Source organism: Pseudomonas sp. EB271-G4-1 (assembly GCF_058791355.1).
Genome location: NZ_JBYTEO010000013.1, coordinates 1 through 23,876, shown reverse-complemented (window position 1 = coordinate 23,876; position 23,876 = coordinate 1). Strand labels below are relative to the sequence as shown.

Genomic DNA, 23,876 nt, shown 5'->3' with positions numbered 1-23,876 from the left:
ATCTGTTTTCCTCGCGTGGATCAGTACGCGGACGCGTTATCGACTTTGAAGTTGTACAACTGACGGGCCGAGCCATAGCGCTTGAAGTCGGCTGCCTTGTGCTCGAAACCGGCGCGCTTGAGCAGCACTTGCAGTTCTTCCAGGTGTTCGGCACGCATCTCTTTCTCGATGCAGTCCGACCCCAGCGACGCGACCTTGCCCTTCACGTAAATGTGCGTTTCATACAGCGAATCGCCCAGCGCATCACCGGCATCGCCGCAGACGACCAAACGCCCGGCCTGTCCCATGAAACAGCTCATGTGGCCAATGCTGCCGCCGACCACGATGTCGATGCCTTTCATGGAAATCCCGCAGCGGGCCCCGGCATCGCCTTCGATCACCAGCAACCCGCCATGGGCGGTGGCGCCGGCGGCCTGCGACGCGCTGCCCTTGATCCGCACCACGCCTGACATCATGTTTTCCGCGACACCCACACCGGCGTTGCCGTGCACGGTGATGCTCGCTTGCTGGTTCATGCCCGCGCAGTAATAACCGGCGTGTCCCTGGATATCGATGGACACGGCCTGGTTCACCCCGACGGCGAGGTTGTGCTTACCGTTGGCATGGGTCACCACCCACTCAAGGTCTTCTACGTTGTGCACCTGGTCATGCAACGCCTGATTGAGGTCGCGCACGCTGGCAATGGAAAGATCGATGGTTTTCATGTGTGCGCTCCTTAAGCTGACTCGCGTTCCCAGATGTACAAGGTGGCCGGTGCCGGCTCCCAGATCCTGGCGTTCTCAATGCCCGGAAGGCTCGACAACGCCTGGTATTCCGAGGCCATGGCGACGTAGTCGTCGGTCTCGGCGAGGATCGCCGGCTTGCAGGCAATCGGGTCGCGGATCACCGCAAAGCCGTTGCGAGTACCAATGGCGAAGGTGAAGAAACCGTCGAGGTCCTCCAGTGCATGGTCCAGTGCCTCTTTCAACGAATCGCCCTGCTGCAGGCGCCAGGTCAGATAACCGGCGGCCACTTCGGTGTCGTTGTCGGTTTCGAACTGGATGCCTTCACGCTTGAGTTCCTGGCGCAGGCGGAAGTGGTTGGACAGCGAGCCGTTGTGCACCAGGCACAGGTCGGCACCGGTGGAAAACGGGTGGCTGCCTTCCAGGGTCACCGCGCTTTCGGTGGCCATGCGGGTGTGGCCGATGATGTGGCTACCCTGCATGCCGGCCAGGCCAAAGCGCTGGGAAATCTCTTGGGGCAAGCCCATGCCCTTGAGGATCTCGATGCTCTGCCCGGCGCTCATGATGCGCACGCCCGGCGCCAGTTCGGCGAGGGCCAGACGCACCGGAGTTTCTTCTGCGTGGATTTTCAATACCGCGGCGCTGGCGTTCTGGAACCAGTCCAGCGAGCAGCCGAGACGACCTTCCAGATCGCCCATCAGGGCCGGCCAATCGAAGCTTTCGTGGGTTGCCTGCAGGGTCAGCTTGACCCAGCCAGCCGCCACTTCATCGCCATAAATGGCGAAGCCGGCGCTGTCCGGGCCACGGTCGGTCATAGCCTGCAACATCGGCTCGAACAGTTGGCCCAGCCGGGATTCCAGCTGCGGGTTTTTCAGGTAAAGACCTACGATTCCACACATGACAACAGTCCTCACTACGTTCGGCAGCCGCAAGTTTCAAGCTGCGAGATGGTTCGTTTTTGCGCGTCTGCTAGCGCTTAGAAAAATTCGGTGTAGCGCGCGACTTCCCAGTCACTCACATGGCGGCTGTACTCCACCCACTCCATGCGCTTGAGCTTGATGAACTCGCCCACGATCTGCGGGCCCAGCACTTCGGCGAACAACGGGTCGGCCTCCAGCGCATCGCAGGCTTCCTTGAGCGATTGCGGCAAGGTCTTGATGCCGCGCGCGGCGATCTGCGCAAGGCTCAGGCTGTAGAGGTTTTCGTTGCAGACGTGGTCGATTTCCAATTGGCGGTCGATGCCGTCCAGGCCCGCCGCGATGATCGCGGCGCTGACCAGATAGGGGTTGCAGCCGGCATCCGGCAAGCGAAATTCCAGGCGGCCGTAAGGCACCCGGACCATTGCCGAACGGTTATTGGCGCCGAAGGCAATGAACGCCGGCGCCCAGGTAGCGCCGGACAACGAATTGCCCACCACCAGACGCTTGTAGGAGTTGACCGTGGGCGCGGCGAAGGCACACAGCGCCGGGCCATGGGCAAGTAGACCGGCAGCGAAGTGATAGGCCATTTTCGACAGGCCCATGCCGCTCGGGTCGCTGGCGTCGTGGAACAGATTCCTGTTCTCGGCGCTGCTGATCGACAGGTGAAAGTGCATGCCGTTGCCGGCGCGCTTCGGGTCGGGCTTGGGCATGAATGAACAGATCATGCCCAGGTCATTGGCGATCTCGCCGGCGGCCATGCGAAAGAAGGTGAAGCGATCCGCCGAGGTCATGGCATCGCTGTAGGTGTAGTTGATCTCGAACTGGCCGTTGGCGTCTTCGTGATCGATTTGATAGACCTCGAAATCCACTGCCTGCAAGGCCTCGGTCAAGCGTTCAAGGAACACTCGGGAGCGCGACAGGCCCTTGTAGTCGTAGCAAGGCTTGTCCAGGTTGTCGCTCAGGTCGACCAGCTGCAACTTGCCCTGTTCGTCGCGGCGCATCAGGTTGAACTCCGGCTCCAGACCGGTGTTGAGGGTCCAGCCCTTGTCCTCCAGCCGCCGGATCTGCTGCTGCAATACATAACGGCTGTCATAGGGATGCGGTTTGCCATCGACATGCCCGACGCACACTACCCGGCCATACCCCGGCTGCCAGGGCACGGGCGTCAGTGTGGCCAGGTCGCCGCGGGCCATGAAGTCCGGACCGTGGGGCTCCATGCCCATGCCACTGATCGCGAACCCGGCAAAACCGGCGCCCTCTTCGGCCACCGTCTTGAGCCCACAGATCGGCACCGACTTGGTCTTGGCCGCACCATGGATATCGACAAACTGCGCAAGCACGTACTTGATGCCGTGCTTGTCGATGATGCGCTGGGTTTCTGCTGGCAACATTGCTCGTCACTCCTCGCGAAAGGCAAATCTCTAGTGGGTTGGCCCTGACTTTCCATTTATTCCTGAAAAGAAAGTTTGTTTCCCAATAGGAATGCAAGGCCCTTGCCAGATTCGCGACGGGTGCGTGATAAACCCTGTTGTGCTGTTTATATGGGAAAAATCTTTTCCCCATGGGAATATTGGCTGATGGATGTGTTGCGGACGACGCAACTTGCACTTTCTCAGTGCGAAACTAATATTACTGAACGGAAAGTGTGCAGACGACTATGCCAACCGAAACCGCCCCTCGCCTCAAGCTCGAGCAATACCTGGGCTTGCAGATCAAGCGCCAGCGCCAGGCCCAGGACCTGAAATTGTCCGATGTGGCGAAAATCGCCGATATCAGCCAGGGCATGCTGAGCAAGATCGAAAACGCCCAGGTCTCCACCAGCCTCGACACCCTCAGCCGCCTGTGTGACGTGCTGGGCTTGCCGCTATCGAAATTGTTCAGTGAGTACGACCAGCAGGACGGCAGCGCACTCTTGGTCAAGGCCGACCAGGGCATGGAGGTGGTGCGCCGGGGAACAGAGAAAGGCCACACCTACCATTTGCTTAACCACACTCGTGGGCCCAAGAAGAGTTTCGAGGCCTACATGGTGAGCATGGATGACGCCAGCGAAGAATTTCCAACCTTCTCCCACCCCGGCACCGAGTTTTTGCATTTGCTTGAAGGCGAGCTGATTTATCGCCACGGCAATCAGCTGTATCGCATGGAGGCTGGGGACAGCCTGACCTTCGAGGGCGAAATTCCCCATGGCCCTGAGGCGTTGGTGCAGGTGCCGATCCGGATGTTGTCGATCATGAACTACGGCAGCGACAAAGAGTGATTTAAGCCACATCCAAAATCAAACCGGTCACCCGCCTCGCTTTGGCTGTTGCTGTTGCTGTTGCTGTTGCTGTTGCTGTTGCTTTGGCTCTAGATCCACCCGCCCCTTCACGCCCTGAGCCTGTCCGTCAACCTGAGACTACCTCCATCGGCGCCTCTACCAACGTGGATCCACGCCCCGTCAAAGCCTGCAAGTAAGCCTTTTCGTCATAGTAGGTGCTGGTTTTCCAGCACCTATAGACGATTCTGATCCACTTGAAAGCGAGTGCTCTCAGGCCGCCTTCGCTGCGATGCGGCGGCCCGACAGGCCAGCTCCCACAGTGGATCGAATACAGCCGCGCCGGCAAGGCGGATCGCCGCACCGCTGGCGCCTACAAGTCTTAACATGTGCGACTGCAAAAAAATCCCGCCCGGAATGCTCCGGGCAGGATTTATTGAATCGCACAACCTCACACCATTCAGGCAATCGGAATCAACGGATCCGCCGCCGCCCAAGCGCTTTTTCGATCAGCCGCCGGCGGATAAATCCACACCGTGTTGATCTGCGTCTTCAACGACTTGCCTTCTTGGCGCGTCAGCTTGACCTGACGATCCCAACCTTCGGTGTAGACCGCCCCCCAAGCCCCCAAGTCCAGGCAAGTCACATATTTGGGCTGGCTGTACGGCGTCGGGTCCACACCGAGGATCTGCGCGGCAACGTTATTGCCGGCATGACGGCCCAGCACAATGGCGTGCTGGCAGGTCATCAGCGCATGGTTGCCGATGTCATCGCTGGCCGCATAGGCCACGTCGCCGGTGGCGAAGATGTCTGGCTGACCAATGACTTGCAGGTGCGCGTCGACGTGCAGGCGGCCAAGGTGGTCGCGTTCGGCAGGGATCTGCTCGGTCAGCGAGCTGGCACGCACGCCGGTGGTCCAGATGACCGTTTTGGCGTCGATGCGCCGGCCGTCGGACAAGGTCACGCCGTTTTCATCGACAGCGACAACCGAAGCCTTGAGCTGCCATTTCACCCCGGTTTCCTCGCTGGCTTCGGCAATTTTCTCGGCGATTTCCGGGCCCATGGAGCCGCCTACCTTGTCACCGCGATCGACGATGATCACGTTGATGTCCGCACCCTCACCCAGGATGTCGCGCAAACGGGTCGGCATTTCAGTGGCCGTTTCGATGCCGGTGAAGCCACCGCCAGCCACCACGACCGTGTTGCGTGCCTGACTCTGCGGCTGGTTGACCAGGGATTTGAGGTGGGCTTCCAGGCGTATGGCCTGTTCGATCTGATCGACGTCGAACGCATATTCGGCCACACCCGGGGTGTCAGGCAGTGCGAGACGGCTGCCAGTGGCCAGAACGAGTTTGTCGTAGATGCAGACCTGTTTTTCGCCCTGGGCATCGATGTAGCCCACGCGCTTTTGCTCGACGTCGATGGTCTCGGCAGCCCCCTTGATGAACTTGACGCCCACCGCATCGAACAGCTCGCCGATGGGAGCCGCCAGCTGGTGGGCGTTCGGCTCGTAGAAGCGTGGACGTACGCGCAGTTCGGCCTGGGGCGCCAGCACCGTTACGTCAACGTCATTGTGACCGTGGATATCGAACAGGCGGGTGGCGCTCAAGGCGCTCCACATGCCACCGAAACCTGCGCCAATTACCAGGATGCGTTGTTTCATTTTTAACTCCAGGGGAAAAAACCAGGCAGTGAATTGGGTTAAGGGGTCTGGAGGTCGGCACCCGCTCCCTGCTGAAAGCGTCTTCCGCTCCCGACCTCACAACTACGACTTTATTGATCGTAGTTAATTCGAGCAAGCTGTTTTTCTCAATGGTTCGAATCGATGCCATCGATAGACTTGTCACACCACGCCAAATCCGCGTTCTTGAGGGGCTTTCCAGGACCTGGAGAAAAATTCCAGATCGTTGCCTCGCTCAGGGTCAACTGCTAATATTTACGACAACATTAGTCGGAGATCGCTATGTCTCTTTACAGCGCGGGCGTCGAGTACGGCATTCATTGCCTGATATTCCTGGTGGGCAATGGTGGTGAGACCCGCGAGGCGAGCGTGCGTGACCTGGCAGAGCTGCAAGGGGTGCCACTGGACTACCTGGCGAAAATCTTCACCAAACTGGCCAAGGCAAAACTGGTGGTCGCCACCGAAGGCGTGCGTGGGGGATTCAAGCTGGCGCGGCCGGCCGATGAGATCAGCCTGCTGGACATCGTCAATGCGATCGACGGGCGCAAGGCCATTTTCGAATGCCGGGAAATTCGCGGTCGCTGCGCGTTGTTCGAGGGCGAGGTTCCCGCGTGGGCGCTGGACGGCCCTTGCTCAGTGCATGGCGCCATGCTGATTGCGCAGAAGCGCATGGAGGAAGCCCTCGCCCAGCAGACCATCCTGGACATCGCCAGAAAGGTCGGGCGTAAGGCGCCTGCGCAGTTCAATGCGCAGGTCGACAGCTGGATGAGTGAGCGCAGGGAAAAGAAAGGCACCGCCGGTGCCCAGGCCAATCAACTGATCCAGGTCACCGAGATCAAAGGCTGATCCCTACAGGCAGTCGCGCACAGCCTGGCGCATCGCGCCTGACTTTGCCCAGGGCGGCCCCTGGTACAGCGAGACCCGGCTGCCGTCCTTGTACTTCACGATATCCAGCACTTCATCGGCCGTTATGATGCTCGGTGCGGTGATCCTGTAGCCGTTGGATATCGATGTCTGGGTTGTCTTGGGGATCTCCTTTTGCCAGGCCGGCAATACGCACGCCGCTAACTCCTTGGGTATCTTATCGCTCGGCTTGTTGTAGTTCGGCTCTCCCGGCACCAGGGATGCAGGCAACGAACATCCCGCCAACAACGCCATCACCACTCCCCCCATCAACATTCGACTCATGAAGCGTCCTTAACCTGAAAAAATAAAATGTAGCCTGTTGCCGCGCTAACAGCCATTTTGTTGCATCGAGCCTCAGGGGCTGATGCTGTGATTGCCGCTGTCCGGGTAGGAGCGCTCGTTCAAAAAGCTTGTCCATCGTTCGAAGGCTTCGTGTTGCCATTGACTGACCCGCTCCCATTCCGGCCCGCTGAACTGGTGCTCGGAGATGAGTTTCATCATTTCACTGGTGGCCGCATCCAAGTCGGCTTTCAGTTCCCGGGCATGCGCCCTGAAGTCATCGGTTGTCGTCATTTTGAACGGACCCTGCCCTGGTAAAATGTCGGCACTTCACTACGACAGCGGATTTTGCGAAACGCGCAAATTTCCCGACCAATGGAAGCCCTTTGGCATCAGACGAACACAACGCCGCTCCGCGCGAATGGGTCTAAAATTTCGTAGCACAACGTTACGGGAGATCATCATGTGGCTCAACGAACATGAACAAGCGCTTCGGCGTGACCTGCAAGGGCTTGCATCGGACCTGAGATGGTCGGCGGTGGAGCTGTTGCGCATCGCCGAACAATTGCGCCTGACGGGGAACGATGTCGATGCGGAAGCCGTGAAGCGGCTGTGCGATCTGTTCCAGGGCGATGAACAACGCCTGTCAGGCTATGCCGAAGAAGTGAAAGCCAAGATCATCAGTCGAAACAAGGCTGTTTAGCGGGAGTCAGGCCGTGAACAGGTCCGTCTACACGCTTGCCACACTGATCACGGTGCTGGCGGGCTGCAGCACCGATTCCCATGTCTATCGGGATCAGCCGCTGGTGGCGAAGGTCGAGACAGGCATGAGCAAGGAGCAAGTCGAGCAAATCGGCGGCCCACCCCTGTCGATCTCCGACCGTACGGTCGAGCCCGGCACCTGTTTCGACTACAACCTGAGCCAGCCAGGTCATCAGCAACGGTACAACGTCAGCTTCGATGGCCAGGGCAAGGTCGATCATAAAAGCTTCATGACCTGTGCCGAATGGAGCCATGCGCAGCAAAAGGCCAGGGAACCGTCCCGCAGCAGCGGCGGTGGAGGCTATTGAGCCGCTAACAATTGCACAGTGACTCGATCAGCCACTTCCCCCGGTACCCAACCCTTCCAGATCTGCGGCTGGTCACGCAGGAAAGCTTCTGCCACCTGACGCGGTTGCAGGCGCTTTTCGCTCATCTGGCCCAGGGTATGGTTGAGCAGATCAACTGGCAGGTCGACCTTCTCGAAGAACGCCACCAGGTCCGGATACTGCGCCTTGAAAGGCGCGGACACACCAATCGCCAGGCTGGCCGGCATCGACCGTGTGCCCTTTGGATGCGGGTTGTTGGCGTCGGCCAGGGTCTTCCAGGCTTCGGCGTCGAACGCCGGCTCGTCGAGTTTCACCAGCTTGAAACGCCCCAACAGCGGCGTCGGCGACCAGTAGTAGAACAGCACCGGTTTGCCCCGACGGATCGAGGAAGCCACCTCGGCATCCAGTGCCGCACCCGACCCTGTGCGGAAGTTGACGAAGCTGTCGGCCAAGTCATAGGCCTTGAGTTTCTGACTGTTGACGATCTCCGATGTCCAGCCGGTTGGGCTGTTGAGGAAGCGTCCACGACTGGGGTCTTCCGGGTCGCGGAACACGTCCTTGTAGCGGGCCAGGTCGGCGACGGATTTCAGTTCCGGGGCCAGGGGCTTGATACCCCGTTCTGGGTCGCCCTTGATCACGTATTCCGGTACCCACCAACCTTCGGTGGCGCCCTTGACCGTGTCGCCCAGGCCGAACACTTTGCCTTCGGACGCGGCCTTGACCCACGCCGGACTGCGCCCGGCCCACTCTTCGCCGATCACCTGGATATCGTTCCTGGCCAAGGCCGCTTCGAGGCTGACAGTGCTGCCCGGCAAGGTATCTGTCGGGTAGCCGTAACCTTTCTCGACGATCACTCGAAGGATTTCGGTGATGAGGCTGCCGCTTTCCCAGGTGATGTCACCAAAGTGAATCGGGACGTTTTTGTCCGCCGCGGGAACCTGGGCCGAGATAAGGCTCAGGGCCAGCAGTGAACTGCCGAGCAGGGTTTTGAACGATCTCATGCGGACCTCCGGGTCAGGGCATTCAAGGGTTGGTTGGCGCTGTGCCGGTTACACTGGGCTTGGGAGCGAGTCATGTAGTCGCTGACCGAGCGTTGGGAAATGCCCAGGCGGGCGGCAATTTGCGGGTAGGTCAGGCCGTCGATCCGCGACATCAGGAAGGTGGCCCGAACCTTGCCCGGCAAGCGTTCAAGCGTGCGCTCGATGCCCTGTAACGCCTGGATCAATTGCACCTGCCCTTCGGGCGAGAGTGCTTCTTGTTGCTGATCCACGTGTTGCACCTGTTCTAGGTGCTGGCGTTCCAGATCGCGACGGCGCCAGAGCTGAAAGATCAACCGATGGGCAATGGTGGTGAGCAAGGCGCGAGGTTCGCGGATCGGGGTCAGTCCCGGCGATTCGAGTAGCTGTAGAAAGGACTCGGCAGCGATGTCTTCGACGCTGGGGCTGGCCCCCAGATACCGGCGCAGCCGTGCGCAGAGCCAAGCGTAATGCGCGCGGAATAATCCGCCCACGTGGTCAAGATGGGAAAGGTCGGTGCCGGACATAGAGGCTCCAAAGGTCAGGGGTCGCTGAATGTCCGGTGATCCGGTGCGGCGATCCTAACAAGGAGCCTTATTCATTAATAATACTTAAAAAGAATTTTTATATTCCATAAAGGAATTTCACCGCAATCGTCCGAATCCCAGATCCTCGGCCTCTCTCTGGTAGTCGAGAACGATTTGATAGTCGCTATCGGTAGCGGGCAGGATCGCTTGCAAACCAAGGATTTCAGCGACGCCAGGCTCCTGCAACGCCTGGTTCATCACCTGCCGAATGTGCCCAGCCTGTTGTTCGGTGACGGTGGTCGCGGTGATGAACGGCAATGTCGGACTGAATGCACTGCGATCGACGATCCGCAGGCCGGCCACTTCTTCTTTGGCATGTCGCGCCAGGTAGGCAAAGGTCACGCTGTCGATGGCCGCCAGGTCCGCTTTACCCTCACGCAACCATCGCAGGCTTTCGCGGTGGCTGCCGCTGATACCGACATCTGCAAAAAAACGCCCGTCTTGATGCAGCGGCGCCAGTCGGTGACGCAGCAGGTTCATGCCGCTGTTGGAGTCTTCGCCATTGATCACACCGCGGCTGTCACGAAAGGCCGGCAAGCTGCGCCGTGGATCATCGGCGCGACCCAGCAACAGGCTGCAATGATTGCCGCCACTGGCGTCCGGCAGCTCATAACGAGGACGCCCGATGATTCGCACCCGACCGCGCAATGCCGTCATCAACGGATAGCCGCAGGTCTGCGTCAGCAGCAAGTGCGGGGACAGCCACAGGTCCATCAGCGAAAGCCCTTCGGCACTGCGGCGCGTGGCCCCCAATCGCTCGAGGATGCGGCTCAGCCAACGCTCGTTGGCCTGGCGCACCGGTTCGGGGGCGACGTACATCAGTAATTCAGCGAGTTGCCGTGTCATCGAAAAACTTCCCATGCATCGTAATTCCAATAGTGGGAGCGAGCCTGCTCGCGAAGAGGCCAGCACACTCAACACTGATGTTGCCTGACGCAGCGCTTTCGCGAACAGGCGCGCTCCCACAGGGTACCTCATTCGCAATCAGTGGAACGGATGCCGCGGGCTATCGATGGCCTTTACCCCGTGCCGACGCCATAACTGGCCATAACCCTGCACCAGGAACCCGCCGCTGCGCGCCAGCCATTGCTCGCGACGCGCGTGGTAAGCGCGGGGCAAGTCGTACCAGGCCAGCCCCGGCAAGTCGTGATGCACCAGGTGCAGGTTGAGGTTCAGGAACAGCCAGCGCCACGGCCAGGCGGCCTCATTGATGACTGTCCTTTGCTCGGGCTCGGCATGGGGTCGGTGTTCATAGTAGGAGCGGATCATCGCAATCGATAGCGCCGGCACGCTGACCAGCAACAGGTAATGCCAGACCGGCAGCACACTGTAGCGGCCAATAAACGACAGCATCAGCAGGGTCACCGTGCCGTGGCTGAGCCACATCGACCAGGCCTGGTGCTCACCGGTCTTCAGGCGCTGCACCTCCTCCCGTGCCAACGCCAATAAGGCCAATGGAGCCCCAAGGACAAAACGACCCAACACGGTTTTGTTCAGCCAGTGCAGGCCTCGTTCGAACAGTGAACTGCCCTGCCATTGCGCAGCGCTCAGGTAACGGCTTTCAGGATCGCGGCCAGGCAGGGTCAGGTCTTCGTCGCGGTGATGCAACAAATGGCTGTCGCGATACAGGGTGTAGGGGTACCAGACGGCGAACGGCGCGTAGCCGAGGATCTTGTTCAGCGCTGCCCAGCGGGTGGGATGGCCATGAAGCAATTCGTGCTGCACCGACAACCAGAGCACCAGTAACGGGATCAACAACAATGTGCTCCACCACAGGCCCAACCCACCACTGCCCAGTACGATGGCGAACCAGCCAGCGTACACGCCGAACAGCAGCAACCACGTCGGCCACTCGGTGCGAGCGATCAGGCGTTGGCGCAAGGTTTCGATTTCTACACGGTGGGCGCTATCGAAGTAATGGGGCATGGCGTTGCTCAGATCGGGGACCAATCCCCTTCTGTGCAACGGCGTCGGGTTTTCTTGCAGATTATTTTGATTGTCGAACCGACCGTAGGAGCGATGGGCCAACGCGCTTGTGATCGTTCCCACGCTCTGCGTGGGAATGCATCCTGTGACGCTCCGCGTCACCGTTGCGCAGGGCTCAAGTTACGCGTCGTCAGTGGAACGCGGAGCGTCCTTGGCGGCATTCCCACGCAGAGCGTGGGAACGATCACACAGGGGCAATCACGTGGCTTGCTGATTACGCGGCTTGCCTGGACGCGCCTTGTAGCCAGGCAGCGCCGCCGCAAAGGCCAGCGCCTCTTCGCGACTGGCAAATGAGCCAAGCCGGTCACCTTGGGTGCAGACCCGCCACGGGCCGTTGTTCACACTGAGTACGTCGTAGCCGTTCATGTGCATCTTGTTCAACATCGGAACGCTCATAGTCACCTCCATCTTGGCAGTGATCACAGGGTTGACTTCCCTACCTTACACCCCCCTGCCGCGAAGATGCCGACCGGACGTCGAGTCAGCACACGGCAGTGCGATTGCACTTTTAGACACGCCTGCCGCTCAAAATATCCAGGAAACATGCAATGGGTTGCGGCCCAAATATTGCATTTTTGTTACTGTTTTATGACATTCCGGATTGAAAGAGCCCATGAAAGTACGTGCAACCGTCATTTGCGAGCAGGACCGGCACATACTCCTGGTGCGCAAACCCAGGAGTCGCTGGATGTTGCCCGGGGGCAAAGTGGAGCGCGGCGAGACCGCGCAGGATGCCGCGGCGCGCGAATTGCTGGAGGAAACCGGGCTGGGTGCCGACGATATGCTGTACCTGATGGAACTGGAAACAGGCGGCACCCGTCACCATGTCTACGAAGCATCGTTGCCGAATCCGGACCAGGCACGGCCGCAAAACGAAATTTTCGATTGCCTCTGGTACCCGCTGAATGCGGTGCACAACCTGAACCCAAGCGACGCCACGCTGCGGATCATCAAAGCGTTTCAACGTCGCCTGTAGTTCACGCGCTTCAGCCTTGGTCGCCGCCGCCCACTGGCATGATCATGCCGGTGATGTAGGACGCTTCATCGCTGGCCAGGAACAGAATGGCTGCTGCCTGTTCATCCAGCGTGCCGTAGCGCTTCATCAAGCTGCTGTCGAGGGTCTGATCGACGATCTGTTGGTACCAGACCTTCTCTTGCTCACTCTGCTCGGCACTGTTACGCGGGATAACCCGTGGCGGGGCTTCGGTGCCGCCCGGCGCAGTGGCGTTGACTCGCACCCCGCGTCCAGCGGTTTCGAACGCCAGGCAGGCGGTCAGCGCATTCACCCCGCCCTTCGCTGCGCCGTAGGGCACACGGTTGACGCTGCGGGTGGCGATCGACGATACGTTGACGATCGCGCCACTGCCCTGCTGCAACATGTACGGCAATGCCGCATGACAGCACCACAGGGTTGGAAACAGCGAACGGCGAACCTCGGCCTCGATCTGCGACGCCTCGTAATGCTCGAATGGCTTGGCCCAGATGGTCCCGCCGACGTTATTGACCAGCACATCGAGTCGACCGAAACGCTCGACGGCGCTTTGCATGACCCGGTTGCATTCCTCGTATTGCTCAAGGTCGGCGGTCAGGGCCAGGACCTGGCTGTCCTTCGCCAACTGCTGCTGAACCTCGAACACCAGCTCGGAGCGATCGACCAGGATCAGCTTCGCGCCTTCAGCGGCCATGCGTTCGGCCACGCGCCGACCGATGCCCTGGGCGGCGCCGGTGATCAGCGCGACTTTTTCGTGGAATCTGTTCATGGAGGGAAACCTCACGCCGCGCTGGCAGCGAATTTTTCGTAGTAGAAATTCGCTGGATTGATGCCTTGCTCGCCGATGTACTTGCTCACCGCTTCAACCATCGGCGGTGGGCCGCACAGGTACACGTCGACGTCGCCATCGTTCAAATGCCTGGGTTCGATGTGCTGGGTCACGTAGCCCTTGAGCGGGTGCTGGCTGTCGGGACTGGCCACGCAGGCACTGTAGGTGAAGTTGGGGATGCGCGCGGCGAAGGCTTCCAGGCGATCGAGTTCCACCAGGTCGAAATCGTTGGTCACACCGTAGATCAGGTGCAACGGGTGTTCGCTGCCCTGCTCGGCGATCTTCTCCAGCATCGCGGTGAACGGCGCCAACCCGGTGCCGCCCGCCAGCAGCAACAAGGGTCGACGGATATCACGCAGGTAAAAACTGCCCAGGGGGCCTGCCAGGCTCATGCTGTCGCCAGCCTTGGCCATGCCGGTGAGGAAGCTGCTCATCAGGCCGCCAGGCACGTTGCGGATCAGGAAGCTGACTTCGCCGTCGCGCTGCAACGAGCTGAACGAATAGGCGCGGGTCTGCTCGCTGCCGGGAATGCCCAGGTTCACATACTGGCCTGGCAGGAACGCCAGTTTGCTCAAGGACTCGCCCTTGATCGACAACGCGATGGTGCTGTCGGACAACTGGCGCACCGCACTGATGGTTGCGTCGTAGCTGGCCTGGCGGGTGCGGCAGACTTCCGAGGACGTCGGCACCCGCACCACGCAATCGCTCTTGGCGCGCATCTGGCAGGTCAGGACAAAGCCTTGCGCGGCCTCATCAGGGCTGAGGGCGTCTTCGATGTATTCCTCACCCAGATCGTAGCTGCCCGCCTCGGCAAAGCACTTGCAGGTGCCGCAGGCGCCGTCGCGGCAGTCCAGCGGGATATTGATGCCCTGGCGGTACGCGGCATCGGCCACGGTCTCGCCGGCGTTGGCGTCGATGAAACGAGTGACGCCGTCTTCGAAATTGAACGCAATGGAATGGGTCATGACGGCTGCCTCACAAGTGGTAAACATCGATGACCTGACGAACGTAGTCGTTCTTCAGGATCACTTTCTTGGCCTTGATCAAGGGGTTTTCACCGCGCACATCAAGGGTGTAGAAACTGCTGCCGAAATAGCTGTCGACGGTCTTGTAGCGAAAGCTCAGGGTGTGCCAGTTGAAGCGCACCTTGCACATTCCGTCGGCTTGCTCGAGCAGTTCGATGTTGCTGATGTTGTGGGACGTGCGGGTGTCCGGCACGCTGGCGCTGGAGCGCTCGGTCTTGATGCGGAAGATGCGGTCTTCAAGGCCGGTGCGGTTGCCGTACCAGATCAGCGAGATTTCCCGCTGTGGGTCTTCGGTCAGCTCATCGTTGTCGTCCCAGGACGGCATCCAGTACGTCGCGTCGGGGGCGTACAGTTCCAGCCACTCATCCCACTGGCGGTCGTCGAGGTAGCGTGCTTCGCGGTAGAGGAAATCACGTACCGCTTCATAGGAAATGGTCATTGCACGTCCTCCACGGCGATCAGTTTCGACTGCTCGGCAGCCAGGGCCTTGAGCATGGTCTGCTGCCAGTACTTGTGTTGCAGCACGAACAGGCCTTCGTCTTCGGTACGCACGCCGCTGAGCAGCGGATGCAGGTCAATTTCCTTGGCCGCCTCGTCGGCACCTTCGATCCAGTGCTCGGCGCCACGGGACATGTCGTTCCAGGTGGTGACGCTGCCCTGGTAGCTGGTCTGGCAGGAACGGAACTCTTCCAGATCGTCCGGCGTGGCCATGCCGCTGACGTTGAAGAAGTCTTCGTACTGACGAATCCGGCTCGAACGCGCGTGGTCGCTTTCGCCTTTGGGGGCGATGCAATAGATGGTGATTTCCGTGCGGTTGACCGAGATCGGCCGGGCGATACGGATCTGCGAGCTGAACTGGTCCATCAGGTACACGTTGGGGTACAGGCACAGGTTGCGCGAGTTCTCGATCATCCAGTCGGCGCGGGCCTTGCCGAAGTCCTGGGCGAGTTCGTCGCGACGTTCGTACAGTGGACGATCCTCGGGGTTGGCCCAGCGGGTCCAGAGCAACATGTGGCCCTTGTCGAAGGAATAGAAACCACCGCCCTGCTTGGCCCAGCTCCCGGCGCTCATGGTCGGGTTCTCGTCACCGGCCTCGCGCTGTTTGCGCTGGTTCTGGGTGGCGGCGTAGTTCCAGTGCACGGAGCTGACGTGGTAACCGTCGGCACCGTTTTCGGCGGTGAGTTTCCAGTTGCCTTCGTAGATATAAGTGGACGAACCGCGCAGCACTTCCAGGCCGTCGGTGGACTGGTCGACGATCATGTCGATGATCTTCGCCGACTCGCCCAGGTGCTCGACCAGCGGCACCACATCGGCCTTGAGGCTGCCGAACAGGAAACCGCGATAGGACTCGAAGCGCGCGACTTTGGTCAGGTCATGGGAGCCTTCGCAGTTGAAGCTGCTCGGGTAGCCCGCGTTAGCCGGGTCCTTGACCTTGAGCAGCTTGCCGGAGTTGTTGAACGTCCAGCCGTGGAACGGGCAGGTGTAGGAGCTTTTGTTGCCGGACTTGTGCCGGCACAGGGTCGCGCCGCGATGACTGCAGGCGTTGATGAAGGCGTTGAGCACACCGTCCTTGTTGCGCGCGATGAAGATCGACTGGCGCCCCATGGTGGTGGTGTAGAAATCGTTGACGTTGGGGATCTGGCTTTCGTGCGCCAGATACAGCCAGTTGCCTTCGAAGATGTGTTCCATCTCCAGATCGAACAGGCGCGGATCGGTAAACATCTCGCGCTTGCAGCGATAGATACCCTGCTCTGGATCGTCTTCAAGCAGGGACTCAAGGTATTCAGGTCGCAGGGTCATGGCCGCCGCCTCCATTGTTATTGTTCAGGCAAGGCTCATGCTAGGACGGGGCAATGGGGGGGACTATCCGCGGGGTGCAGACCTTTATCCGTTTTTTGCAGGGGGCTGGTGTTGTGTCAGCGCCACCAATGTTGACAGTACCGCCCTCTTCGCGAGCAGGCTCGCTCCCACAGGAACAACGCGATCCAATGTGGGAGCGAGCCTGCTCGCGATGGCGTCAGGGCAGGCAACATCAATGTGTCGGGATCAGTGGCGGCGCTTGAGGGTATCCGATGGCAGCTCGCCGAACTGCTTGCGGTAGCTGTCGGAGAAGCGTCCCAGGTGCAGGAAGCCGTAGTCCATCGCGACCTCGGTAACGTTGCGCACGTTGCAGGTCGGGTCGCGCAGGCAGGCATTGATGCGTTCCAGGCGTTTCTGGCGGATGTAGTTTTTTGGCGTGGTGCACGCGTTGCGTTCGAACAGGCCATACAACGAGCGCAGGCTCATGCTGGCATGGCGCGCCAGCTCTTCGCTGTCGATGTCCTGCTTGAGATTTTTGGCAATGTAGTCGGCAATCGCTTCGAACGAGGCAGCCTGGGAGCCGATTTCGAGGCGGCTGACGTTGGTCTTCATCAGGCTGAGCATCTTGCTGACGATGATTTGCGCGTAATGTTCCTGCACCCGGGGAATCTGCTCGGTGGACTCGGCCTCCTGGCAAATCATCGCCAGCAGGTTGACGAAGCCTTCCAGCTCATTGAGCTGGTAACGGTTCTCGAGAAACCGCACGCCTTGGCCCGGATAGCGCCAGCGCTGCTCGTTGCAGACGGACTCGAACAGGGACGTGGGAACCTTGAGGATGAATTTTTCGCAATCGTCAGAGTAGGTCAAATCGACCGGATCGTCGGGATTGATCAGCAGCAACTCGCCGGGAGCAAAGTAGTGTTCCTGGCCATGGCCGCGCCACAGGCAATTGCCGCGCAACAGCACTTGCAGGTGGTAGATGGTTTCCAGCGCGCCCGAAGTGACGCGAACGCTGCCGCCATAGCTGATACGGCACAGGTCCAGGCTGGCGAATTTGCGGTGATTGAGACTGGCCAGGGGGTGCCCGGCACGAGGCATCAGGATGCAATGATTACCGACATGCTGATTGACATAGCCTGACACCGCGTACGGGTCGGCATGGTCGAATATGGTGCTGCGCTGACTCAGCAGTTGCGCTTGCATCATCGGGTCACTCTCGTTGTTGTTATAGGGTGTATCTAGTCATTCTAGGGCAGTACTGGCAGCAGTGTGTCATTGGACTGACCTGTGGGCCGTTTCAAAATATAACCTGTAGGAGCGAGCATGCTCGCGATGGGCTTGAGGACGCCGCAGGGCATCAGGGCCCCAGCGTCATCGTCAGCGACCATCGCGAGCAGGCTCGCTCCTACAGTGAATCAGGACAATCAGTCCTCGAGTGCGCGAACCCGCTCGTGGCGCTGCTGCTCTTCTGGCTGGGCGGACGACTGCAGGGTGAAATCGAATTCGATTTCGGCAAAGCGACCGCTGACACCGTACTGCGCTGCACGCGCCTGGTCATCGCTGAAGGTGATCTTGGCGATCAGCTCGTCACGGGTGGCGTAGGCGAAATCGTCGTGCAGGTATTTTTCGCCGTCCAGGTTGATCTGGGTGGTCAGGTGACGATGGTCCGGTGCGGAGATGAAGAAGTGCACGTGCGCCGGACGCTGGCCGTGACGGCCCAGTTGATCGAGCAGTTGCTGGGTCGGACCGTCCGGTGGGCAGCCGTAGCCCGACGGCACGATGCTGCGGAAACGGTAGCGGCCTTCGGCGTCAGTGACGATGCGGCGACGCAGGTTGAATTCCGACTGTGAAGCATCGAAGTACGAGTAGGTGCCGCCAGTGTTGGCGTGCCACACATCAACAATGGCGCCAGCCAGGGGTTCGCCAGCGGTGTTGAACACCCGGCCTTGCATGAACAGGGTCACACCCGGATCGACGCCGTCATCCAGACGCGCTTCGCCTTGCGAAAGCGGTGCACCGGCGACGTACAGCGGGCCTTCGATGGTGCGTGGCGTGCCACCGGATTTACCGGCCTGCTCGTCTTCGGCGTCCATCAGCAGGTCGAGGTAGTGCTCCAGGCCCAGGCCAGCCACCACCAGTCCGGCTTCCTGGCGCGCGCCCAGCACGTTGAGGTAGTTGACCGCTTTCCAGAACTCTTCCGGGGTCACGGCGAGGTCTTCGATGATGTTCACCGAATCGCGCAGGATGCGGTAGATCAGGGCTTTGGTCCGTGGATCGCCGGCATCGTTGTGCAGGCCGCTGGCTTCTTCGAGAAATTTCTGGACTTCGGCAGTGTGGGAAATCTTGACGTTCATTTTATAGGTTCCTCATCTTGTAATTATTGGCATGGCGAGCTGAACGGGCTGGGTTCAGCGGTCATCCTCGCGAATCGACGAAGGATGCCGGCACATCGCGGTGACTTCGATCGCCATGTACGGATACAGCGGCAGTTGCATGAGCAAATCGTGCAGTTCCTGGACGCTGTCGACATCGAACACGCTGTAATTGGCGTAGAGCCCGGCGATGCGCCACAGGTGACGCCACTTGCCTTGGTCCTGCAGGCGCTGGGCCAGGGCTTTTTCGTCGGCCTTGAGCTGCGCGGCGCGTTCGGGGTTCATGTCGACCGGCAAATTCACGGTCATCTTTACGTGGAACAGCATAATGCTCTCCTCAGGCTTGATGAATGGTGGATGTTTTGTCGCGGCGGAAAAACGCCAGGCGTTCTTCGTCCAGGTTCAGGCCCAGACCCGGGGTCTTGGGCACATGCAGCTCGAAATCGCGATAAACCAGCGGTTCGCTGAGAATGTCTTCGGTCAGCAGCAGCGGGCCGAACAGCTCGGTGTCCCACGCCAGTTTGTTCAGGGTGACAAAGGCTTGGGCCGAAGCCATGGTGCCAATTCCGCCTTCGAGCATGGTGCCGCCGTACAGGGCGATACCGGCCGCTTCGGCAATGGACGCGGTGCGCAGCACGGCGCGCGGGCCACCATTCTTGGCGATCTTCAGGGCAAACACCGAGGCTGCGCCTTCGCGGGCCAGGTTGAACGCGTCTTCCACGCACTCGATGGACTCGTCGGCCATGATTGGCGCCGGGCTCATGGCATTCAGGCGGGTCATGCCAGCGCGGTTGTTGCGCGAAATCGGCTGTTCGATCAGGTCGATGCCATTGGTGCCGAGGATGCGGCAGGCACGCAACGCGACGGCTTCGTCCCACGCCTGATTGACGTCGACCCGCACGCTGGCGCGATCGCCGAGGGCTTTCTTGATCGCAATCACGTGGGCCAGGTCGCGATTGACCTCGCCAGCACCGATTTTCAGCTTGAAGATGCGGTGGCGGCGCAGGTCGAGCATTTTTTCCGCTTCGGCGATGTCCTTTTCGGTGTCGCCGCTGGCCAGGGTCCAGGCCACGGGCAGCGAGTCACGCACGCGGCCGCCCAGCAACTCGCTGACCGGCAGGCCAAGGCGCTTGCCCTGGGCGTCGAGCAGTGCGGTTTCGATACCGGACTTGGCGAAGGTATTGCCACGGATACTGCGCTCCAGGCGCAACATCGCGGCATTGACATTGCCGCTGTCCTGGCCGATCAACAGCGGGGCGAAATGCTTGTCGATGTTGGTCTTGATGCTGTCAGGGCTTTCGTTGCCATAGGCCAGGCCACCGATGGTGGTAGCTTCGCCGATGCCTTCGATGCCATCGGCGCAGCGCACGCGAATGACCACCAGGGTCTGGTTCTGCATGGTGTGCATCGCCAGCTTGTGCGGGCGGATGGTCGGCAGATCGACGATGATCGTCTCGATCGATTCAATGGCTGTAGCAAGCATTTCGATACCCGTCAGGTTCTTGAAGTTCTGGAGCTGATTCTCATACGGCTTTTTCCGGGCGGCCAATATAGAATTGGTCTGGCTTGATACCCTGAAGGTATACAAGCGCTCGACATCCGGAGGCTCCATGGAACTGCGTCACCTGCGTTACTTTCAGGTGTTGGCTCAAACCCTTAATTTCACCCGCGCCGCCGAACGCCTGCACATCGCCCAGCCGCCCTTGAGCCGGCAGATCCAGCAGTTGGAAGATGAACTGGGGGTGATGCTGCTCGAGCGTGGCCGACCGTTGAAGCTGACCGACGCCGGGCGTTTTTTCCATGAGCATTCCACCGCCCTCCTCGACCAGTTGCACAAGGTCTGCGACAACACCCGACGCATCGGCCTGGGGGAAAAGACCTGGCTGGGCATCGGCTTTGCGCCTTCGACGCTGTACGGCGTGCTGCCGGAACTGATTCGCCGCTTGCGCAGCGGCGATCCGCTGGAACTGGAACTCGGGCTGTCGGAGATGACCACACTGCAGCAGGTACAGGCGCTCAAGGCCGGGCGCATCGACGTCGGCTTCGGCCGCATCCGCATCGACGACCCGGCCATCGTCCAGACCGTGCTCACCGAAGACCGACTGGTGGCCGCCCTGCCCGCCGGTCACCCGCTGCTGGCCGGGCCCGTCAGCCTGCGCGACCTGGCCAAAGAGCCGTTCGTGCTGTACCCCGGCAACCCCCGCCCCAGCTATGCCGACCACGTGATCGCGCTGTTCGAATCCTATGGGGTGAGCATCCATATTGCGCAATGGACCAACGAGCTGCAGACGGCGATCGGGTTGGTGGGTGCCGGGATAGGGATCACGCTGGTGCCGGCCTCGGTGCAATTGCTGCACCGCGACGACATCGGTTTCACCCCGCTGCTGGAAGACAACGCCACCTCACCGATCATTCTCAGTCGGCGGGTGGGCGACGTTTCACCGGGGTTGAACCATTGCTTGCGGATGATCGACGAGTTGCTGCCACAAACAATCACGCCCCTGTAGGAGCTGCCGCAGGCTGCGATCTTTTGACTTTTTCAAGAGCAAGATCAAAAGATCGCAGCCTGCGGCAGCTCCTACAGAGGCTCGGGAGTATTCAGCCAGCGAATGCCCGGCGCCCGGCTTCCATCTCGGTGCGCAATTCACCGATGAAGTCAGAGATGGTACGCACGCTGGTCAACTGCTCGGTCGATACACCGGCGATCAGCAGCTTGACTTCCCCGCTGGCGGGATCAAAAACCTCGATGCGCAGCAGCCCGCCGCTCTCCGTGCATTCGCAGGCCAGGGGCTCGAAACCGGACTCTACAATGTTGCAAAGGACTGAAATGGGTATCACGGCCGATGCCTCCGTGGCAGTTGAACGGGGCGGACCCAATGAGGATAGATGCAATTTGCCGATTCCGCGCCAGTCGATACTGTTAACTGCCCCGCATTTTCGGCCTTTGCTCAATGGCTATTGTCTTTCCAGATCCAGTTCCAGATCCCCGGCAACTGCGCCGGCTGTGAACTGTCGCGCAACGTACGCGCCATGGCGGCCCGTTGCAGCGCGGCGGTATCGTCATAAAACGCTATTGGGGCAGTCCTGACCCCCGTCACCCGGGCACTGTCGAGAAGGATCTGCAGGTATTCACGGGTATGCCGTGCGGTGTAGCGATTGAGGTCGTGGAACGTCACCACCACCGGAATCACCCCGTCTACCATCGGCAGCTCGCCCCGGGCAATGCGCTCGCGAACCTCGGACATCGAACGCAGCATATGCGCGCGGCGCCGGGGGCTGGCGTTGAAGCCCCAGATCTTGCCGTCATTGGCGCTCAGGTCGGTCAGCAGCACATGCAGGCCATGCTGCTGGTAAGCGGCGAAGGTGCGTTTGTCGTAGCTCCAGAATGGCGGGCGCAGCAGGGTCGGCGGCGCACCGGTGATCGCGGCGATGTCGGCGCACCCATCTGTGAGCGCCTGCTCCAGCTCTTGCGCGTTGAGCGAGCGATGATTGGTGTGCGAGGGCGTGGCCGTGTGGAAGGCCAGGATGTGCCCGGCATCGCGCTCGCGGTGCATGACCGCCCGCCCGATGTCACTGGCGCCAGCCCGCGAGGCACGGGTCTGCACGAAAAACACCGCCTTGATGCCGGGTTGCACAGGATTGATCGCCAGGCTGTCGAGCACGGTCTCGGTCGGGTTCCAGAAACTCGAGGCGCTGGGGCCATCGTCGAAGGTCAGCAAAAAGCGGATCGGTGGTTGCGTGCGCAACGCCTGTTCGGTTTGCGGCGTCATTTCAATGGGTGCGGCGATACAGCCCAGCAGACTGGCTGCCATGGCGAGCACCGATAGAACCTTGATCAACTGTTTCATGTTTTGCCTTGAGCCAGACCCCACGACGGTGGGACGAGGTTGGATAAGGTACACAGTGTTTGGTTCCGCCGCTCCCCACACCTCTGTAGGAGCGAGCAGGGGTTGGGTCAACGCAAAGGGTTTAGACATCTATGCTGAACACACCAGCCGGAGGGTTTAATCGATGTGTGGACGCTTGTCGCAATACCGGGGCATACACGACTTCGTGGCGGTGCTGAGCATTCCCGACGCCTTGATCAACCACGTTGGCGATCAACCACTGGCTCGCTACAACGCTGCGCCCACCACCCAGCTGGCGCTGTTGCATCTGGAGAACGATGGCTTGCATGCCGATTCGCAGCGCTGGGGCTGGCGGCCGCACTGGGCGAAGGATCGTGCGGCGCCGATCAATGCGCGCGTCGAGAAAGTCGCCCACGGCCCGTTCTTTCGAGCCATCTGGCCCCATCGCGCTATCTGCCCGGTCGACAACTGGTTCGAATGGGTCGATGCCGGGGACGGCACGCGGCAACCCTGGCTGATTCGCCGACGTGACCAAGGGCCGGTCTTCTGTGCGGCAATCGGGCAGTTTCCGCAGGGTGGTGCAGCCCCCAGGGATGACGACGGCTTTGTCATCATCACGGCCGATAGCGCCGGCGGCATGCTGGACGTTCATGATCGCCGTCCGGTGGTGTTCAGCCCGGAACTGGCCCGCGAATGGCTGGACCCGGCGACGCCCAGGGAGCGGGCCGAACAGATGGTGCTGCTACAGGGGGAAGGCAGTGATGCTTTTGAGTGGTACCGGGTCGATAAGGCTGTGGGCAACGTCAGGAATCAGGGGGCCGGGTTGATTGACGAATTGAAGGTATGAACACCCCTAAAACATGGCACTTTGATGCTCCTCACCGCTTGTCAGACAACGTCAGGGGCTTACATACATTTGCCAGAGCTGCGGCTAGGATTCGCGCCGTATTTCCAGTGGTATACCAAGTTGACCAAAGAGTCAGCAACAAAGGAAATTCCTTACATCAAGCCCTTGCAGAGAACTCAATTGCGCGACGATTTCACCAATAATCAAGTCGCGAGTCTGGCGTGCATTTATCTAACAAAGACAGAGCACTACCAACTCGACCATTTCATCGGGCAGTACATTCAGACCCGTAGCCTGCTTTCAATTCCCAATATCAAGCAAGTCCTGGGTTCAATCCTCGAACGCTATCCGGGTAAATCCCCGGTCATGGTCAACGAGTTGAATGCGTGGATCGACAGGAAGCTGGGTTATCGGGCCACTCATCCCGACTTTTCGCAGTTGCTGGAATAAGCTCGAAGCCCCCGCTCGATGCGTAATGCTGTTCACTTAGGCATGGGGGTTGAATAGGGATTGGGGGGGGGGGGCATATCCATTGCTGCGGTAACGGCCACCTAGGGTTCCGCTTTTACAGCGGGTCACTTTGAAAAGCGGAACGCCGCCCGGCGCAAAGTAACCAAACGCTCTTGCCCCACCACTCGGTGCCTCGCCTAGGCTCGGCATGCCAGAACGAAGGCATTGCTCCGTGGGTCGCCGCGATGGGCCGTCCCTGGCCCAGCGCGGCTAAA

The 23,876-nt window shown here is 60.3% G+C and carries 29 protein-coding genes and 1 pseudogene; 8 read left to right on the top strand and 22 right to left on the bottom strand.

What is annotated here, in order from left to right:
- Positions 1-20 precede the first annotated feature (20 nt).
- The 3 genes from AC3WWR_RS08945 to glnT form a co-directional block, all read right to left on the bottom strand.
- On the bottom strand, positions 21-704 hold the full coding sequence (locus AC3WWR_RS08945; RefSeq protein WP_020801135.1) for a GltB/FmdC/FwdC-like GXGXG domain-containing protein: 684 nt from the start codon (positions 702-704) through the stop codon (positions 21-23).
- Between the two features lie 11 nt (positions 705-715).
- Positions 716-1,621 carry a class II glutamine amidotransferase gene (locus AC3WWR_RS08940; RefSeq protein WP_020801134.1) on the bottom strand — a complete coding sequence of 302 codons (906 nt, stop codon included), beginning with the start codon at positions 1,619-1,621 and terminating at the stop codon, positions 716-718.
- 77 nt (positions 1,622-1,698) lie between these two features.
- Entirely contained in the window at positions 1,699-3,033 is a 1,335-nt protein-coding gene (gene glnT, locus AC3WWR_RS08935) for a type III glutamate--ammonia ligase (RefSeq protein ID WP_020801133.1), read from the bottom strand.
- A gap of 266 nt (positions 3,034-3,299) precedes the next feature.
- Here glnT and AC3WWR_RS08930 point away from each other — a divergent pair, with 266 nt between their 5' ends.
- The gene (locus AC3WWR_RS08930; RefSeq protein WP_020801132.1) at positions 3,300-3,899 is read left to right on the top strand and encodes a helix-turn-helix domain-containing protein; all 600 of its coding nucleotides are present in this window, start codon (positions 3,300-3,302) and stop codon (positions 3,897-3,899) included.
- A gap of 127 nt (positions 3,900-4,026) precedes the next feature.
- Here AC3WWR_RS08930 and AC3WWR_RS08925 read toward each other — a convergent pair.
- Both AC3WWR_RS08925 and AC3WWR_RS08920 read right to left on the bottom strand, forming a co-directional pair.
- Positions 4,027-4,170: pseudogene (locus AC3WWR_RS08925) on the bottom strand (IS110 family transposase); the annotation flags it as partial.
- Between the two features lie 186 nt (positions 4,171-4,356).
- On the bottom strand, positions 4,357-5,559 hold the full coding sequence (locus tag AC3WWR_RS08920; protein ID WP_151142668.1) for an NAD(P)/FAD-dependent oxidoreductase: 1,203 nt from the start codon (positions 5,557-5,559) through the stop codon (positions 4,357-4,359).
- A 300-nt stretch (positions 5,560-5,859) separates the two neighbouring features.
- Here AC3WWR_RS08920 and AC3WWR_RS08915 point away from each other — a divergent pair, with 300 nt between their 5' ends.
- Positions 5,860-6,423, top strand: coding sequence for an RrF2 family transcriptional regulator (locus AC3WWR_RS08915; protein ID WP_033044451.1), 564 nt, complete (start codon positions 5,860-5,862; stop codon positions 6,421-6,423).
- A gap of 3 nt (positions 6,424-6,426) precedes the next feature.
- Here AC3WWR_RS08915 and AC3WWR_RS08910 read toward each other — a convergent pair whose 3' ends face one another.
- Positions 6,427-6,765 carry a hypothetical protein gene (locus AC3WWR_RS08910; RefSeq protein ID WP_033044452.1) on the bottom strand — a complete coding sequence of 113 codons (339 nt, stop codon included), beginning with the start codon at positions 6,763-6,765 and terminating at the stop codon, positions 6,427-6,429.
- Between the two features lie 72 nt (positions 6,766-6,837).
- On the bottom strand, positions 6,838-7,056 hold the full coding sequence (locus AC3WWR_RS08905) for a hypothetical protein (RefSeq protein ID WP_033044453.1): 219 nt from the start codon (positions 7,054-7,056) through the stop codon (positions 6,838-6,840).
- Between the two features lie 169 nt (positions 7,057-7,225).
- Between AC3WWR_RS08905 and AC3WWR_RS08900 the strand changes: the two genes are divergently transcribed.
- Both AC3WWR_RS08900 and osmE read left to right on the top strand, forming a co-directional pair.
- The gene (locus tag AC3WWR_RS08900) at positions 7,226-7,465 is read left to right on the top strand and encodes a hypothetical protein (protein WP_033044454.1); all 240 of its coding nucleotides are present in this window, start codon (positions 7,226-7,228) and stop codon (positions 7,463-7,465) included.
- 13 nt (positions 7,466-7,478) lie between these two features.
- Complete coding sequence (osmE, locus tag AC3WWR_RS08895; protein ID WP_020801380.1) at positions 7,479-7,832, top strand: osmotically-inducible lipoprotein OsmE; 354 nt, start codon at positions 7,479-7,481, stop codon at positions 7,830-7,832.
- On the opposite strand, the gene AC3WWR_RS08890 is transcribed toward osmE, so the two are convergent.
- The 5 genes from AC3WWR_RS08890 to AC3WWR_RS08870 form a co-directional block, all read right to left on the bottom strand.
- Positions 7,826-8,851 (bottom strand): ABC transporter substrate-binding protein, encoded by a 1,026-nt coding sequence (locus AC3WWR_RS08890; protein ID WP_033044455.1) that lies wholly within the window; start codon positions 8,849-8,851, stop codon positions 7,826-7,828. The two genes, osmE and AC3WWR_RS08890, sit on opposite strands and share 7 nt — an antisense overlap.
- On the bottom strand, positions 8,848-9,393 hold the full coding sequence (locus AC3WWR_RS08885; RefSeq protein WP_033044456.1) for a sigma-70 family RNA polymerase sigma factor: 546 nt from the start codon (positions 9,391-9,393) through the stop codon (positions 8,848-8,850). Before AC3WWR_RS08885 ends, AC3WWR_RS08890 begins: the two co-directional genes overlap by 4 nt.
- Before the next feature lie 117 nt (positions 9,394-9,510).
- Entirely contained in the window at positions 9,511-10,299 is a 789-nt protein-coding gene (locus tag AC3WWR_RS08880) for a phosphate/phosphite/phosphonate ABC transporter substrate-binding protein (RefSeq protein ID WP_033044457.1), read from the bottom strand.
- 138 nt (positions 10,300-10,437) lie between these two features.
- Positions 10,438-11,379: a fatty acid desaturase gene (locus tag AC3WWR_RS08875; protein ID WP_033044458.1), complete on the bottom strand. Its 942-nt coding sequence runs from the start codon at positions 11,377-11,379 to the stop codon at positions 10,438-10,440.
- A 258-nt stretch (positions 11,380-11,637) separates the two neighbouring features.
- A complete protein-coding gene (locus tag AC3WWR_RS08870) occupies positions 11,638-11,835 on the bottom strand; it encodes a hypothetical protein (RefSeq protein WP_020800178.1) in 198 nt (65 codons plus the stop codon).
- 217 nt (positions 11,836-12,052) lie between these two features.
- On the opposite strand from AC3WWR_RS08870, the gene AC3WWR_RS08865 reads away from it, so the two are divergent.
- Entirely contained in the window at positions 12,053-12,415 is a 363-nt protein-coding gene (locus AC3WWR_RS08865; protein WP_042955771.1) for an NUDIX hydrolase, read from the top strand.
- Between the two features lie 10 nt (positions 12,416-12,425).
- Here AC3WWR_RS08865 and AC3WWR_RS08860 read toward each other — a convergent pair whose 3' ends face one another.
- The 8 genes from AC3WWR_RS08860 to AC3WWR_RS08825 all read right to left on the bottom strand — a co-directional run bounded on the left by AC3WWR_RS08860 (position 12,426) and on the right by AC3WWR_RS08825 (position 19,939).
- Complete coding sequence (locus tag AC3WWR_RS08860) at positions 12,426-13,199, bottom strand: 1,6-dihydroxycyclohexa-2,4-diene-1-carboxylate dehydrogenase (protein WP_020800180.1); 774 nt, start codon at positions 13,197-13,199, stop codon at positions 12,426-12,428.
- An 11-nt stretch (positions 13,200-13,210) separates the two neighbouring features.
- Positions 13,211-14,224, bottom strand: a complete 1,014-nt coding sequence (benC, locus tag AC3WWR_RS08855; protein WP_020800181.1) for a benzoate 1,2-dioxygenase electron transfer component BenC — start codon at positions 14,222-14,224, stop codon at positions 13,211-13,213.
- Between the two features lie 10 nt (positions 14,225-14,234).
- On the bottom strand, positions 14,235-14,723 hold the full coding sequence (gene benB, locus AC3WWR_RS08850) for a benzoate 1,2-dioxygenase small subunit (RefSeq protein WP_033042204.1): 489 nt from the start codon (positions 14,721-14,723) through the stop codon (positions 14,235-14,237).
- On the bottom strand, positions 14,720-16,084 hold the full coding sequence (benA, locus tag AC3WWR_RS08845; protein ID WP_020800183.1) for a benzoate 1,2-dioxygenase large subunit: 1,365 nt from the start codon (positions 16,082-16,084) through the stop codon (positions 14,720-14,722). Before benA ends, benB begins: the two co-directional genes overlap by 4 nt.
- Before the next feature lie 246 nt (positions 16,085-16,330).
- Entirely contained in the window at positions 16,331-17,290 is a 960-nt protein-coding gene (locus AC3WWR_RS08840; protein ID WP_168758367.1) for an AraC family transcriptional regulator, read from the bottom strand.
- Between the two features lie 218 nt (positions 17,291-17,508).
- On the bottom strand, positions 17,509-18,438 hold the full coding sequence (gene catA / locus AC3WWR_RS08835; RefSeq protein WP_020800186.1) for a catechol 1,2-dioxygenase: 930 nt from the start codon (positions 18,436-18,438) through the stop codon (positions 17,509-17,511).
- A 54-nt stretch (positions 18,439-18,492) separates the two neighbouring features.
- On the bottom strand, positions 18,493-18,783 hold the full coding sequence (catC, locus tag AC3WWR_RS08830) for a muconolactone Delta-isomerase (protein WP_008029082.1): 291 nt from the start codon (positions 18,781-18,783) through the stop codon (positions 18,493-18,495).
- Positions 18,784-18,793: 10 nt separating this feature from the next.
- Positions 18,794-19,939, bottom strand: a complete 1,146-nt coding sequence (locus AC3WWR_RS08825) for a muconate cycloisomerase family protein (protein WP_162276366.1) — start codon at positions 19,937-19,939, stop codon at positions 18,794-18,796.
- Between the two features lie 127 nt (positions 19,940-20,066).
- Between AC3WWR_RS08825 and AC3WWR_RS08820 the strand changes: the two genes are divergently transcribed.
- Positions 20,067-20,963: a LysR family transcriptional regulator gene (locus tag AC3WWR_RS08820; protein ID WP_489325486.1), complete on the top strand. Its 897-nt coding sequence runs from the start codon at positions 20,067-20,069 to the stop codon at positions 20,961-20,963.
- A 91-nt stretch (positions 20,964-21,054) separates the two neighbouring features.
- Here AC3WWR_RS08820 and AC3WWR_RS08815 read toward each other — a convergent pair whose 3' ends face one another.
- Complete coding sequence (locus AC3WWR_RS08815) at positions 21,055-21,294, bottom strand: DUF1652 domain-containing protein (RefSeq protein WP_020801369.1); 240 nt, start codon at positions 21,292-21,294, stop codon at positions 21,055-21,057.
- A 110-nt stretch (positions 21,295-21,404) separates the two neighbouring features.
- A complete protein-coding gene (locus AC3WWR_RS08810) occupies positions 21,405-22,304 on the bottom strand; it encodes a polysaccharide deacetylase family protein (RefSeq protein WP_492598650.1) in 900 nt (299 codons plus the stop codon).
- Positions 22,305-22,467: 163 nt separating this feature from the next.
- Here AC3WWR_RS08810 and AC3WWR_RS08805 point away from each other — a divergent pair, with 163 nt between their 5' ends.
- Positions 22,468-23,151, top strand: coding sequence for an SOS response-associated peptidase (locus tag AC3WWR_RS08805; RefSeq protein WP_168758370.1), 684 nt, complete (start codon positions 22,468-22,470; stop codon positions 23,149-23,151).
- A gap of 180 nt (positions 23,152-23,331) precedes the next feature.
- Positions 23,332-23,601, top strand: coding sequence for a hypothetical protein (locus tag AC3WWR_RS08800; RefSeq protein WP_033044701.1), 270 nt, complete (start codon positions 23,332-23,334; stop codon positions 23,599-23,601).
- Positions 23,602-23,876: the final 275 nt, after the last annotated feature.

What these genes read in the sequence shown, in the direction of transcription:
- AC3WWR_RS08860 (WP_020800180.1), bottom strand. Translation starts at nt 13,199, where the DNA reads ATGAACAGATTCCACGAAAAAGTCGCGCTGATCACCGGCGCCGCCCAG.
- AC3WWR_RS08885 (WP_033044456.1), bottom strand. Translation starts at nt 9,393, where the DNA reads ATGTCCGGCACCGACCTTTCCCATCTTGACCACGTGGGCGGATTATTC.
- AC3WWR_RS08930 (WP_020801132.1), top strand. Translation starts at nt 3,300, where the DNA reads ATGCCAACCGAAACCGCCCCTCGCCTCAAGCTCGAGCAATACCTGGGC.
- AC3WWR_RS08840 (WP_168758367.1), bottom strand. Translation starts at nt 17,290, where the DNA reads ATGATGCAAGCGCAACTGCTGAGTCAGCGCAGCACCATATTCGACCAT.
- catA (WP_020800186.1), bottom strand. Translation starts at nt 18,438, where the DNA reads ATGAACGTCAAGATTTCCCACACTGCCGAAGTCCAGAAATTTCTCGAA.
- AC3WWR_RS08880 (WP_033044457.1), bottom strand. Translation starts at nt 10,299, where the DNA reads ATGACACGGCAACTCGCTGAATTACTGATGTACGTCGCCCCCGAACCG.
- AC3WWR_RS08810 (WP_492598650.1), bottom strand. Translation starts at nt 22,304, where the DNA reads ATGAAACAGTTGATCAAGGTTCTATCGGTGCTCGCCATGGCAGCCAGT.
- AC3WWR_RS08915 (WP_033044451.1), top strand. Translation starts at nt 5,860, where the DNA reads ATGTCTCTTTACAGCGCGGGCGTCGAGTACGGCATTCATTGCCTGATA.
- AC3WWR_RS08805 (WP_168758370.1), top strand. Translation starts at nt 22,468, where the DNA reads ATGTGTGGACGCTTGTCGCAATACCGGGGCATACACGACTTCGTGGCG.
- glnT (WP_020801133.1), bottom strand. Translation starts at nt 3,033, where the DNA reads ATGTTGCCAGCAGAAACCCAGCGCATCATCGACAAGCACGGCATCAAG.
- AC3WWR_RS08820 (WP_489325486.1), top strand. Translation starts at nt 20,067, where the DNA reads ATGGAACTGCGTCACCTGCGTTACTTTCAGGTGTTGGCTCAAACCCTT.
- benB (WP_033042204.1), bottom strand. Translation starts at nt 14,723, where the DNA reads ATGACCATTTCCTATGAAGCGGTACGTGATTTCCTCTACCGCGAAGCA.
- AC3WWR_RS08865 (WP_042955771.1), top strand. Translation starts at nt 12,053, where the DNA reads ATGAAAGTACGTGCAACCGTCATTTGCGAGCAGGACCGGCACATACTC.
- AC3WWR_RS08910 (WP_033044452.1), bottom strand. Translation starts at nt 6,765, where the DNA reads ATGAGTCGAATGTTGATGGGGGGAGTGGTGATGGCGTTGTTGGCGGGA.
- benA (WP_020800183.1), bottom strand. Translation starts at nt 16,084, where the DNA reads ATGACCCTGCGACCTGAATACCTTGAGTCCCTGCTTGAAGACGATCCA.
- AC3WWR_RS08900 (WP_033044454.1), top strand. Translation starts at nt 7,226, where the DNA reads ATGTGGCTCAACGAACATGAACAAGCGCTTCGGCGTGACCTGCAAGGG.
- AC3WWR_RS08920 (WP_151142668.1), bottom strand. Translation starts at nt 5,559, where the DNA reads ATGAAACAACGCATCCTGGTAATTGGCGCAGGTTTCGGTGGCATGTGG.
- AC3WWR_RS08945 (WP_020801135.1), bottom strand. Translation starts at nt 704, where the DNA reads ATGAAAACCATCGATCTTTCCATTGCCAGCGTGCGCGACCTCAATCAG.
- AC3WWR_RS08870 (WP_020800178.1), bottom strand. Translation starts at nt 11,835, where the DNA reads ATGAGCGTTCCGATGTTGAACAAGATGCACATGAACGGCTACGACGTA.
- AC3WWR_RS08825 (WP_162276366.1), bottom strand. Translation starts at nt 19,939, where the DNA reads ATGCTTGCTACAGCCATTGAATCGATCGAGACGATCATCGTCGATCTG.
- AC3WWR_RS08940 (WP_020801134.1), bottom strand. Translation starts at nt 1,621, where the DNA reads ATGTGTGGAATCGTAGGTCTTTACCTGAAAAACCCGCAGCTGGAATCC.
- catC (WP_008029082.1), bottom strand. Translation starts at nt 18,783, where the DNA reads ATGCTGTTCCACGTAAAGATGACCGTGAATTTGCCGGTCGACATGAAC.
- AC3WWR_RS08890 (WP_033044455.1), bottom strand. Translation starts at nt 8,851, where the DNA reads ATGAGATCGTTCAAAACCCTGCTCGGCAGTTCACTGCTGGCCCTGAGC.
- AC3WWR_RS08905 (WP_033044453.1), bottom strand. Translation starts at nt 7,056, where the DNA reads ATGACGACAACCGATGACTTCAGGGCGCATGCCCGGGAACTGAAAGCC.
- benC (WP_020800181.1), bottom strand. Translation starts at nt 14,224, where the DNA reads ATGACCCATTCCATTGCGTTCAATTTCGAAGACGGCGTCACTCGTTTC.
- AC3WWR_RS08875 (WP_033044458.1), bottom strand. Translation starts at nt 11,379, where the DNA reads ATGCCCCATTACTTCGATAGCGCCCACCGTGTAGAAATCGAAACCTTG.